Source organism: Halogeometricum sp. CBA1124 (genome assembly GCF_009741955.1).
Taxonomy (GTDB): domain Archaea; phylum Halobacteriota; class Halobacteria; order Halobacteriales; family Haloferacaceae; genus Halogeometricum; species Halogeometricum rufum.
On record NZ_WPCD01000115.1, the window covers coordinates 1 to 11,589 of the forward strand.

The following is an 11,589-nucleotide window of genomic DNA, read 5'->3' on the forward strand; positions in this document are numbered from 1 at the left end:
CCCTCGGCGGCGGCCGCGGCGGCCGCGGCCTCCCTGTCGCGGAGGTGCGCGGCGACGGCGGCGGCGATGGCCGCCGCCTCGTCCTCGTCGGCCGTCTCCGGGATGGTGAGGCTCGCCTCCTCGACGCGGCTCATATCGGGATGTTCCCGTGCTTCTTGTCGGGCAGGGACTTGCGCTTCGACCGGAGCATCTCCAGGTCCTCGACGAGTCGCGCGCGCGTCTCCGTCGGTTCGAGGACGTCGTCCACGAACCCCCTGTCCGCGGCCGTGTACGGGTTGGCGAACTCCTCGCGGTACTCCTCGATGAGTTCGTCGCGGCGCGCCTCGGGGTCCTCGGCGGCGTCCAACTCGTCGCTGTAGAGGATGTTCACCGCGCCCTGCGGGCCCATCACCGCGATTTCGGCCGTCGGCCACGCGTAGTTCACGTCCGCGCCGAGGTGCTTCGACGCCATCACGTCGTACGCGCCGCCGTAGGCCTTCCGCGTGATGACCGTCAGGAGGGGCACCGTCGCCTCCGAGTAGGCGTACAGCAGTTTCGCGCCGTGGCGGATGATGCCCTCGTGTTCCTGGTCGGTGCCCGGCAGGAACCCCGGCACGTCCACGAACGTCACGATGGGGACGTTGAACGCGTCGCAGAAGCGGACGAAGCGGGCCGCCTTCTCCGAGGCTTCGATGTCGAGGGTGCCGGCGTTGACGCGCGGTTGGTTGGCGACGACGCCGACGGAGTGGCCGTCGAGGCGGCCGAACCCGACGACGATGTTCTTCGCGAAGTCCTCGTGGACGCCGAAGAACGACCCCTCGTCGAGGACGCCGTCGATGACGTCGTGGGCGTCGTACGGCTTCCGGGGTTCGTCCGGAACGACGGTTTCCAGCGACTCGTCGGCGCGTTCGGGGTCGTCCCACGGTTCGACGCGCGGCGGGTCCTCGACGTTGTTCGGCGGGAGGTACGACAGCAACAGTCGAATCTGGTCGAGGGCCTCCTCCTCGGAGTCGCACGCGAAGTGTGCCACGCCGGAGGTGGAGGCGTGCGTCTGCGCCCCGCCGAGTTCCTCGAACGTCACCTCCTCGCCGGTGACTGTCTTGATGACGTCCGGGCCGGTGATGAACATGTGGCTGGTGTCCTTCACCATGAACGTGAAGTCCGTGATGGCGGGGGAGTAGACGGCCCCGCCGGCGCACGGCCCCATGATGGCGGAAATCTGCGGGACGACGCCCGAGGCTTCGGTGTTCCGCCTGAATATCTCGCCGAACCCGCCCAGCGACTGGACGCCCTCCTGGATGCGGGCGCCCGCGGAGTCGTTCAGGCCCACGATGGGCGCGCCGACTTCGACGGCTTTGTCCATCACCTTCGACACCTTCTCGGCGAACACCTCGCCCAGCGACCCGCCGAAGACTGTGAAGTCGTGGGCGAAGACGAACGTCTTGCGGCCGTCGACTTCGCCGTAGCCGGTGACGACGCCGTCGCCCGGCAACTGCTTCTCCTCCATCCCGAACTTGTGGTTCCGGTGGGTCCGGAACTGGTCGAACTCGTTGAACGTCCCGTCGTCGAGGAAGTAGTCGATGCGCTCTCTGGCGGTCATCTTCCCCTTCTCGTGCTGGGACTCGATGCGCTCTTCGCCGCCGCCTTTCAGCGCACGCTCGCGTTTCTCGCGGAGTTCCTCGATGCGGTCCTCCATCGTCACGATAGACCACCTGCAGTCATTGTCACGAACGTCCGTACGGGGTGCAAAAGTGTTTCCGCAATACGGCAAGACAGGGTTCGACGTTCGTCGTACGCACCGTCGGGGCCGGTGCGCCCCGTTCTCGCCGCCGCGAACGTCCGCCATCACGCTTAGGCGACGGCCGCCGGTAGCACCGGGCATGGCTCCCGACGACGCCGACACCCGCGAGTCGGACGTGACCGACCGCTCGGAACACGGCGACGGCGACCTGACGAGTCACCCCGCGCCGAAGGATGACCCGACGGACGACGAGCGTCCCGACGCCGCGGGCGAAGGCGGCGAGGGCGGCGGCGAACTCCCGCCGGTCCTCGACGTGCGCGACTCGCTGGACCGCATCGGACGCGACGCGGACGCGGACGTGTCGGACGAACTCGAACGGACGCGAGCCCTCCTCGACCAGTACGAGGCGAGAGACGGCGAGACGTCGCGCGCGTCGCTGGTGGACGATTTGGACGGACTGGTCGCCGCGATGCGCGAACGCCTCTCGGGCGACGCCGACCGGTACGCGGAGGGCATCGAGAACCGCCTGCAGACGTACCGCGACTCGCGGGGCGACGCCTCCGAGACGCTCACCGTCTCCGGCCCCGAACTGCGCGACGGCGACGGCGAACGCGTCGCCTCCGTCGGCCGGTACGACGCGGAGACGGCGACGCTCGACGCGACCCTCGTGAACGAGGACGACCCGCGAGACGGCGTCGTTCGCCTCACGCTGTACGACGCGGACCACGACCCGCGGCGGCGCGTCCTCGTCCGCGAGTCCGACCTCGGGACGGACGAACACAGGCAGATCAGCGCGCGCGTCGCGGTCCCCGACGAGGCGGAGTACTACGACGCACGGCGCTGGACGCGGGGGAGACCGGCGGCGCGGCGGACGACGGGGCGTAGCGTCGCCACCGCGCCCGGGCGGACCGATTCTGCGGACGCTCACACCGTGACGAGCGCCGCCCCGACGACGACGAGGAGCGCCCACGACGATGCCGCGCGTCACCCGTTCGAGGTCCGACAGCAGGAAGTACGAGAACACGGTGGTGAACAGCGGTGCCGTGGCGATGAGCGGGTCCACGAGGGCGACGCGCCCCGCGGGCATCGACAGCGCGGTGAACATGGCGAGCAGCGCGCCGGCGGTGAGGCGCCGCTGACGGCGAAGACGAGGTAGGTGCGCGGCGGCGCGGTGAACACGTCGCGACGGCCGCGGGCCACGACGTAAGCGAGCAGTGCGACGAGCGCCGCGAACTCGTTCAGCGCGACGGCCTCCAGCGGCGTCGTCTCGCCGACACCGAGCCCGTAGCGCCGGAGGACGTTGCCGACGGCGAACGAGACGGCGGCGGCGAGGGGGACGAGCAAGTCGCGCGTCTCCCACCCGGCGAGGTCACCGCCCTTCGCCACCGAGAGGGCCGCGAGGCCGCAGACGAGGACGACGACGCCGACGGCGGTGGTGAGTCCGACGGGTTCGCCGAGGAAGCCGACGGCCAAGGCGGTGGCGAACAGGGGGCGGGCGCTGACGACGGCGCTGCTGACGCTGGCGCCGACGCGGGCGTTGCCCGCGAAGATGGCGATGCGACCGAGCGCGGTGCCGAAGACGCCCGCGGCGACGAACACGGCCAGCGTGCCGGCCGAGAGGTCGACGAACGGCACCTCCCCGCGGGCGAGGAGGGCGAGCACGTACAGCACCGTGTCCACGACGATGACGGTCAGCGCCGCCTGGAGCGGTCGGCCGCCGTTCGAGAGCGCGCGTTTCTCGATGACGGGCGTGAAGCCCCACGCCACCGCGGGACCGAGAGAGAGCGCGAAGATGACGGGCGGAACGGCGGGCGCGTCCATACCCTCCGGTCCGCCGGGCGCGACGAAAGCGTGCTGATTCCAGCAGTCGAGGTGGGGGACGGGGCGGAGAGGAGCGGAGTGAACGAAGCGGCGGGGGCCGCGCTCAGACCAGCGACCGCTCGCCGCGGAGGCCGGCGAACGCGGCGACGGCGACGGCGACGGCGGCGACGACGGTGGGCCAGAAGCCGATTTCGCCGTCGACGCCGAACGTGGTCAGGAGCGTGAACACGAGGAAGACGGGGAGGACGACGCCGACGCCGAACAGCCACGGCGTCGCGACGGCCCGGCCGACGGGGCCCGCGCCCTTCCGGAACTCGGTGAGGGCGTCGCGGCCCATCACCCAGCCGACGAAGACGAGACAGACGGTCAGACCGACGGTGAGCAGGATGTCCACGAGGGTGCCGGCGACGAAGCCGAACACGCTCGGTTCGAGCGCGCAGACGGAGCCGGTGACGGCGACGACTCCGCCGACGACGGCGGCGGCGCGGCGGCGCGGCAGTCCGTGTTCGTCGACGAGGAACGAGACGGAGATTTCGAGGATGCTGATGGCCGAGGAGAGCGCCGCGAGGGCGACGACGGCGAAGAAGGCGGTGGCGACGAACGTGCCGGCCGGCAGTTGGGAGAACGCGCCCGCGAGGCCGACGAACAGCGCACCCGCGCCGGTGCCCGTCTCGCCGGGTTCGATGCCGAGCGTGAACAGCAGGGGGAAGACGACGAGTCCGGCGAGGACGCCGACGACGGTGTTCAGCACGGCGACGCTCGCGCCGTCGAACGGCAGCGAGCGGTCCTCGTCGAGGTAGGAGGCGTACGTTATCATCGTCCCGACGCCGAGCGAGAGGGTGAACAGGGCCTGTCCGGCGGCCGGGCCGAGGAGGCCGAAGAAGTTCTCTCGCAGGACGCTGGTGTCGAAGCGGAGGTAGAACGCGTACGCCTCCGCCGCGCCCGCCTGCGTGGACGCCCAGACGCCGAGGCCGACGAGCAGGGCGAAGATGGCGGGCATCATCCACTTCGTGGCGAGTTCGATGCCGCCGCGGATGCCCGCGACGATGATGAGGGCGGTGAGTGCGAGGAAGACGAGGTGGAAGGCGACGGCGTCGAGGCCGGCGGAGGCCGCGCCGAACGACGCGCCGGGGTTCGCGAAGTACGGGACGGTGCCGGTGACGAGTCCGAGGACGCTCTCGCCGAAGTAGCGGAGAATCCACCCGCCGACGACGCTGTAGAAGGAGATGAGGACGAGCGAACTGAAGACGAGGAAGCCGCCCGCGAGCCCCCAGCGGTCGGACCCCGACAGGGACCGGAGCGCGCCCACCGGGTTTCGTTTCGCCCGGCGGCCGACGACGAACATCCCCAGCAGGCCGGGGACGCCGACGAGGAGGACGATGCCCAGATAGACGGCCAAGAACGCGCTACCGCCGTTCTCGGCGGTTATCCACGGGAACCGCCAGATGTTCCCGAGCCCCACCGCGCTCCCGACGGCGGCGAGGATGAATCCCATTCGAGTCGCCCACGTCTCTCGTGTCATTGACTCGCAGTCCCAGTCTCGCGCTAAAAGCACTTTCGGACCGAGGATACATCAAACGGCAAATATGACGGCGATAGCTGCATCTAACCGTCAATATTCGCCGGCGAACGAGAGCGAAATATCACGTTCGTCGAAGAATCGTAGGCAGCGGATTCCGCGGTTCGGACCGGCCGACGGCCGACAGTCGCCGCCGCGAGGCGAGGGCCGACTACCGCCCCGCCCGTCCGTCCCGCGCCTCAGAGCGGCGGGACGATGGCGGGGTCGGCCCCGCCGAACAGCGTCAACAGGCCGAGGGCGAGGGTGAGGACGACGCCGAGGAAGACGACGGTCCGAACCAACCAGAGCCACAGCGACCCGACGCCGTCACCGAAGCCGGTGCCGCGGAGCAGTTCCTCGACGCCCGGCCGGCCGAACACCCAGCCGACGAAGACGAGGATGCCCAGCACCGACGCCGGGAGCAGGAGTTGGTACGCGAGCGTGTCGAACCACGTCAGCCACGCGGTATCCCACGCCGAGGGGAGGCCGAGGGTGAAGATGGCCGAACCGAGGCCGACGGCCACCTGCGGCCGGGAGACGGGGTAGTTGTCGATGGCGTAGGAGACGACGACTTCCAGCAGGCTGATGGCCGACGACAGCGCCGCCACGAGGACGACGAGGAAGAAGACGACGCCGACGACGCGGCCGAACGGGATGTCGGCGAACGCGCTGGCGACGCTGATGAACAGCGCGCCCGCGCCGCCGCTTCCGGGTTCGACGCCCTGCGCGAACAGCAGGGGGATGACGACCAGTCCGGCGAGGATGCCGATGGCCGTGTTGAACACGACGATGGTGGCGCTGTCGCCGAACAGGCTCTCGTCGCCGTCGATGTAGGAGGCGTACGTTATCATCGCGCCCATCCCGAGCGACAGCGAGAAGAACGCCTGACTGACCGCGAAGGGGATGATGGCGGCGAGGGGGCCGCCGAACGTCAGCCACGGGAACGACGGCGTGGTGTCGACGGTGAGTCGGAGTTGGCTCAGGTCGGGCGAGAGGAAGTACGCGTAGCCCGGCGTCGCCCCGGGGAGCGTGAACGCCCAGACGGCGAGGGCGACGAGGATGGCGAGGATGCTCGGCACCATCAGCTTCGTCGCCTTCTCGATGCCGTCCTGGATGCCGAACGCGACGATGCCGACGACGAGAGCCATGAAGACGGCGTGGAGCGCTATCGCCTCGGGGCCGGCCGAGATGGCGCCGAAGTAGCCCTGCGCGTCACCGAAGTACGCGCCGGTGAGGCTCCCGCCGACGTAGCGCAGCACCCAACCGCCGACGACGCTGTAGTACGACAGAATCCAGAACCCGGTCAGGAGTCCGAGGACGCCGACGAACCGCCAGTTCCGGTAGCCGATGCGTTCGAACGCGCCGATTGTGTTGAGGTTGCTCTTGCGGCCGACGACGAACTCCGCGAGCATCGCCGGGAGACCGATTCCGAACACCGCCACGAGGTAGACGACGAGGAACGTCGCTCCGCCGAACTCGGCCGTCTTGAACGGGAACTGCCAGATGTTCCCGAGTCCGACGGCGCTCCCGACGGCGGCGAGGATGAACCCCGCCCGCGTCGCCCACGTCTCTCGTTCGCTCATGTCTGTCTCCCTCTACCAGACGAGAACGTGATAAACAGCACGATAATCGGGCGAAACTCCGAGAGAAATTAGATATCTTATCGTGATATACATATAGCCATGAAACGTTCGTAGTTTTCTATCGGTGCGCCGAAATGTGCGTGAGTGTCTCTCGCTCTCTCTGCCCCTTGGAACGAATCACCGGCCCGCGGTCGGGTCCGTCGCCGGGAGTCGGACGGTTCCGCCGGTAGCGTCCGTATCGACGCCAGAAGTCGGTCGGGTCCGCCGGCAGAGACGGGTGGGGTTCCGTCGGTGCCGGCCGGTCAGGCCTCGCCGTAGACGGGGACGGCCGCGCCGGAGGTGACGCCCGTCGCGTCCGAGCAGAGGACCACCACGGTCCGCGCTATCTCCGCGGGGTCGACCCACGCGTCGTGGTCGGCGTCGGGCATCATCTCGCGGTTCATCGGCGTGTCGATGACGCTGGGCATCACCGCGTTCGCGCGGACGGTGCCGAGGTTCTCCTCGGCGATGGTCTCGGTGAGGAGGCGGACGCCCGCCTTCGACGCCCGGTAGGGCCCGTCGCCCTCGCCGCCTTCCAGTGAGGACCGCGCGGAGACGCTGACGATTGCGCCCTCGGCCTCCCGCAGGTGCGGGAGGGCGTGTTTCGAGGCCAGAAACATCGTCTTCAGGTTCACGTCGAACAGGAAGTCGAACGTGTCGGCGTCCGTCTCGTGTATCGGGTCGCTGCCGCGCCACGTCCCCGCGACGTTCGCGAGGAAGTCGACGCCGCCGTGGTCTTCGACGACGGACTCGACGACGCGCGAGACGTCCTCCTCGTCGGTGAAGTCGCCGTGGTAGAACTCGACGCCGTCGCCCGCGTCGAGCAGTGAGTCCTCGTCGTCCGGTTCCACCACGTCCGCCGCGGCCACCGTCGCCCCGGCGTCGCGGAACGCCGTCACGACGGCGCTTCCGAGGGCACCGCAGGCTCCGGTCACGAGGGCGACGCGTCCGTCGAAGTCGAACTCGACATCCATGTGTGTCAGTTGGTGTCGAGGAACATAATCACCCCGGCGAGCGGTCGGGTCGTCGCGTCCGGTGGGGCCTCAGGGAGAGAGGACCAACTTCCCGACGAAACTGTCGTGGAGGACGGAGCGCTGGGCCTCGTCCGCGTTTTCGAGGCTGTACGTCTCGTGGAGGACGGGGGCGACGTCGCCGCGGAGCAACAGGTCGGCGAGGCGCGCGAGGACGGCGCTCTGGTCGCGGGTGTTGAACATCGACATGAACTGGTAGCGCAGTTCCTTGCTCTTGGTGACGCCGATGTCGTCGAAGCCCCCTTCGGCGGTGTCATTGCCGACGCCGACGATGCGGGCGCCGTCGGCCGCGACGTTCGCGTTCAACTGCAGGTAGCGGTCCATGTGGGTGTCGAGAATCACGTCCGGCGCACCCTCCTCCGAGAGGATGCGTTCGAGGTCGTCGCGGCGGTAGTCGAAGACGGCGTCCGCGCCGAGTTCTTCGAGTGCCTCGTGGTGGTCGGGCGACGCCGTGGCGACGACGCGCGCGCCCATCGTCTCCGCGAGTTGAATCGCGACGTGACCGACGCCGCCGCTTCCGCCGTGAATCAGGACCGTCTCGCCGGGTTCGACGTCCGCGTGGTGGACGAGCGCCTGCCACGCCGTCGTGCCGACGAGTGCGAGGGCCGCCGCGTCGGCCAGCGCCACGTCCTCGGGGAGGTGCGCGAGCATCTCGACGGGCGCGACCACCTGTTCGGCGTACGTCCCCGACCGACCGTTGCCGAGGCCGGTGCCGAACACCCGGTCGCCGAACGCGAACTCCTCGACGCCCTCGCCGACGCTGACGACGGTGCCGGCGAAGTCCGACCCCGGTACGAAGGGGAGGTCGGGCACGGGGTACGCGCCCTCGCGGAAGTACGTGTCCACCGGGTTGACGCCGACGGCACCCGCCTCGACCACCACCTCGCCGTGCCCCGGTTCCGGTTCCTCGATGTCCTCGACTGTCAGTACGTCCGGTCCACCGTGTTCGTGAAACCTGACTGCGCGCATGGCCGGCGGTTCGACGCGGAGATTGATAAAGGAGGGCGAGGCAGACTCACCCGTGCCCGACCGACTCTGCCCCGACTGCGAGGTGGCGATGGCCGAAGCGACCCACGAGACGACGAGCGACGCCGCGAAACTTCGGGTGGACGCCGCCGGCCGGTCGCGCCTCCACGGTCGGTCCGGTTCGAAGGTGCAGGCGTACGTCTGCCCCGAGTGCAGTCTGGTCCGACTGTACGCGGCGGGTTAGCGGACCGTGTACCCGCCGTCGACGACGACGGACGCGCCGGTCACGTACCGGGCGGCGTCGCTGGCGAGGTAGACGACGGTGGGCGCGACGTCTTCCGGCGGCGCGATGTCGTCCATCAGCATCTCGGACATCCACACCTCGTCGATGTCCGGGTCCACGGCGTCGGCCTGGTCGGTGTTGTCGGTGCGGACGTACCCCGGGGCGACGGTGTTCACGCGCACGTCGTGTTCGGCCCACTCGGAGGCCAACTGCCGGGTGAACGACTCGACGCCGCCCTTCGAGGCGTTGTACGACACCTGTCGCTGGGGGTAGTTGGCGACGTACGCGGACATCGAGGAGACGCTGACGATGGCCCCGCCGTCGCCGGCGACCATCGGTGCGCCCGCGTACTTCGAGCAGAGGAACACGCCCGTGAGGTTCGTCGCTATCACCGAGTTCCACTCCGCCAGCGTCATCTCCTCGATGCCCTCGTGGACGACGATGCCCGCGTTGTTCACGAGGACGTCCACGTCGCCGAACTGCGCCAGCGTCGCGTCCACCATCGCCTCCACGGACGCCTCGTCGGCCACGTCCACCGCGACGGCCAGCGTCTCCGCGCCCGTCGACTCGGCTATCTCGGCGGCGGCGACGCGTCCCGACTCCTCGTCCCGGTTGGCGACGACCACGTCCGCGCCCGCCTCCGCGAGTGCCTGCGCGATGGCCCGGCCGATGCCGCGGTTGCCGCCGGTCACGATCGCCGTCTCGCCGTCGAGTCTGAACCTGTCGAGAACTCCCATGTGGGGCGTTCGCAGACTCCCGTCATAAGTCGTCGTGCGACCCGTCCGTTCCCCAACCTTCGTCGCCCGACTCCCACGATTGCCCCATCGCCGACCGCCGACATTCGGTCGGGCCTGATAAAAGTGACCGCCCGATTTTCGAGTCGGCGACTGGACCTCCGTCGATACGTGGTCGGGCGGACTCGTTCCGGACGTGTCCCCGAAACCACCGACGGAACGAACGATACTGCGGACGCTCCGATGGCTCGGACGCGGCCTCGTGTGGCCGGTCTGGAATCGCGACGCCGGTCGATTTCGCGCGCCGGTACGAGCGTTTCTGCCACTCGTCCTGACGTTTCTCGCCCTCGCGGTCGTGCAGACGGCAATCAGAGCACGGTTCGAGCATCCGGTCCGCGAACCGCTCGAACTGCTGGGGCTGTCGGCTATCCTCGTCGCCGGCGTCCTCGTCAGTGCGCGACTGGTCGACCGGCGACCGGTCTCGGAGTACGGCCTCTCGCTCGACCGTCGGTGGTGGAAGTCGTTCGCCGTCGCCGGGGGAGTCGGAACGGCCGTCAACGCCGGAGCGCTCGCCGTCTCGGTCGGCGCCGGCTGGGCGTCCGTCACCGGGTACGTGCAGTCGCCGGGCGTCCTCTCGTTTCTCCCGGCGACGGCGGTGACGTTCGCCCTCGTCGCCGTCGCCGCGAGTTGGGAGGAGTTCGTCTTCCGGGCCGCGATGCTGAAGAACGTCGCGGAGGGGGCGGAGAGCACCCTCGGCCGGGTGCCGGCCGTGGTCGTCGGCGTCCTCCTCAGTTCGCTCGTGTTCGCCGCCCTCCACGGCGGAAAAGTCGACGACCCGACGCAGTACGGCTACTACCTGGAAGCCGGACTGCTGTTCGGTACCGTGTACGTCCTCACGGGCGACCTCTCGTTACCGGTCGGATTCCACGTGTTCTACAACTACACGCAGGGGCTGTTCGGCCTCGGCGTCTCGCAGGCGACGCCCGAACTCGTCGCCCTCGAACTCGTCGGGCCGGCCGCGTGGGTCGGTGAGGAGGGACTCGTCCACGTCGTCTTCGCCGCCGTCGGCGGCGCACTCCTCGTGGCGTACGTCCGCTGGCGAGATGGCCCCCTCCGGGTACGTGACCGTCTGACCCGATGGACTCCGACTACCGCACGCGGAGGGAACTCCGACGACCGCCGAGAACCGTCGGCGGAGTGACCCCGAAACCGGTGTCCTCCGACCGGTTCGGACGCTCGCGTCCAATCGAGGTAGCTTTGCCAAGCTACTTGCGTGAGCGGAGCGTAACACCTGTATGTGTTTTTTCACACCTATCGAGTTCCGGTTCGTTCTCTCCGGACAGGAAGCCGTCCGCCCGGGTGAGCCGTGAACCCGAATCGCGTCGACTCCATCGTCGACCTGACCTACGGGCTGTTGATCGCGATTTCGGTCGGACTCATCGTCGTCGCCGGAAACGTCGTCGGATTGGCGTTCGGGTTCGGGGTGCTGGTCTCCTACGTCCTCCACGTCGTCTGGAAGATGGCTCGTTTCGACCCGAACTGGATGACGACGGCGGTCAAGGAGACGGTGGAGGAGACTGTCAACGAGACGGTGGAGGAGACTGTCAACGAGACGGTGGAGAAGACAGTCGGCGAAACCGTCGAGAAGACCGTCGACGAAAAAGTGGGCGAGACGGTGGAGAAGACAGTCGGTGAAACGGTCGAAGAGACGGTCGGCGAGACAGTCGAAGAGAAAGTGGGCGAAACCGTCGAGAAGACTGTCGGCGAAACGGTGGAGAAGACGGTCGAAGAGAAAGTAGGTGAGACGGTGGAGGAGACGGTCGGCGAGACGGTGGAGAAGACGGTCGACGAGAC

The 11,589-nt window shown here is 68.8% G+C and carries 9 protein-coding genes and 1 pseudogene; 3 read left to right on the forward strand and 7 right to left on the reverse strand.

The genetic code is table 11. The features are described 5' to 3' along the window. Positions 1–130: 130 nt before the first annotated feature. From GJ632_RS13590 to GJ632_RS13615, 6 genes are all read right to left on the reverse strand, one after another. Positions 131–1,675: an acyl-CoA carboxylase subunit beta gene (locus GJ632_RS13590; protein WP_089807794.1), complete on the reverse strand. Its 1,545-nt coding sequence runs from the start codon at positions 1,673–1,675 to the stop codon at positions 131–133. Positions 1,676–2,704: 1,029 nt separating this feature from the next. After that, the gene (locus GJ632_RS13595) at positions 2,705–3,541 is read right to left on the reverse strand and encodes a DMT family transporter (protein WP_231751562.1); all 837 of its coding nucleotides are present in this window, start codon (positions 3,539–3,541) and stop codon (positions 2,705–2,707) included. 103 nt (positions 3,542–3,644) lie between these two features. After that, the gene (locus tag GJ632_RS13600) at positions 3,645–5,063 is read right to left on the reverse strand and encodes a sodium-dependent transporter (RefSeq protein ID WP_191453242.1); all 1,419 of its coding nucleotides are present in this window, start codon (positions 5,061–5,063) and stop codon (positions 3,645–3,647) included. Positions 5,064–5,299: 236 nt separating this feature from the next. Further along, complete coding sequence (locus tag GJ632_RS13605) at positions 5,300–6,682, reverse strand: sodium-dependent transporter (RefSeq protein ID WP_089807799.1); 1,383 nt, start codon at positions 6,680–6,682, stop codon at positions 5,300–5,302. A gap of 302 nt (positions 6,683–6,984) precedes the next feature. After that, positions 6,985–7,695 (reverse strand): SDR family oxidoreductase, encoded by a 711-nt coding sequence (locus tag GJ632_RS13610; protein ID WP_191453243.1) that lies wholly within the window; start codon positions 7,693–7,695, stop codon positions 6,985–6,987. 69 nt (positions 7,696–7,764) lie between these two features. Further along, positions 7,765–8,721 carry an NADPH:quinone reductase gene (locus tag GJ632_RS13615; RefSeq protein WP_191453244.1) on the reverse strand — a complete coding sequence of 319 codons (957 nt, stop codon included), beginning with the start codon at positions 8,719–8,721 and terminating at the stop codon, positions 7,765–7,767. 52 nt (positions 8,722–8,773) lie between these two features. On the opposite strand from GJ632_RS13615, the gene GJ632_RS13620 reads away from it, so the two are divergent. After that, on the forward strand, positions 8,774–8,962 hold the full coding sequence (locus GJ632_RS13620; RefSeq protein ID WP_191453245.1) for a hypothetical protein: 189 nt from the start codon (positions 8,774–8,776) through the stop codon (positions 8,960–8,962). Here GJ632_RS13620 and GJ632_RS13625 read toward each other — a convergent pair. Next, positions 8,959–9,738: an SDR family NAD(P)-dependent oxidoreductase gene (locus tag GJ632_RS13625; protein ID WP_191453246.1), complete on the reverse strand. Its 780-nt coding sequence runs from the start codon at positions 9,736–9,738 to the stop codon at positions 8,959–8,961. The two genes, GJ632_RS13620 and GJ632_RS13625, sit on opposite strands and share 4 nt — an antisense overlap. A gap of 352 nt (positions 9,739–10,090) precedes the next feature. Between GJ632_RS13625 and GJ632_RS23855 the strand changes: the two genes are divergently transcribed. Next, positions 10,091–10,936 (forward strand): CPBP family intramembrane glutamic endopeptidase, encoded by an 846-nt coding sequence (locus GJ632_RS23855; RefSeq protein WP_343161181.1) that lies wholly within the window; start codon positions 10,091–10,093, stop codon positions 10,934–10,936. A 165-nt stretch (positions 10,937–11,101) separates the two neighbouring features. Next, positions 11,102–11,589, forward strand: a pseudogene (locus tag GJ632_RS13635) (hypothetical protein); the annotation flags it as partial.

Excerpts from the sequence above, each read along its gene's own strand:
- GJ632_RS13590 (WP_089807794.1), bottom strand. The coding sequence starts at position 1,675 with ATGGAGGACCGCATCGAGGAACTCCGCGAGAAACGCGAGCGTGCGCTG.
- GJ632_RS13595 (WP_231751562.1), bottom strand. The coding sequence starts at position 3,541 with ATGGACGCGCCCGCCGTTCCGCCCGTCATCTTCGCGCTCTCTCTCGGT.
- GJ632_RS13600 (WP_191453242.1), bottom strand. The coding sequence starts at position 5,063 with ATGACACGAGAGACGTGGGCGACTCGAATGGGATTCATCCTCGCCGCC.
- GJ632_RS13605 (WP_089807799.1), bottom strand. The coding sequence starts at position 6,682 with ATGAGCGAACGAGAGACGTGGGCGACGCGGGCGGGGTTCATCCTCGCC.
- GJ632_RS13610 (WP_191453243.1), bottom strand. The coding sequence starts at position 7,695 with ATGGATGTCGAGTTCGACTTCGACGGACGCGTCGCCCTCGTGACCGGA.
- GJ632_RS13615 (WP_191453244.1), bottom strand. The coding sequence starts at position 8,721 with ATGCGCGCAGTCAGGTTTCACGAACACGGTGGACCGGACGTACTGACA.
- GJ632_RS13625 (WP_191453246.1), bottom strand. The coding sequence starts at position 9,738 with ATGGGAGTTCTCGACAGGTTCAGACTCGACGGCGAGACGGCGATCGTG.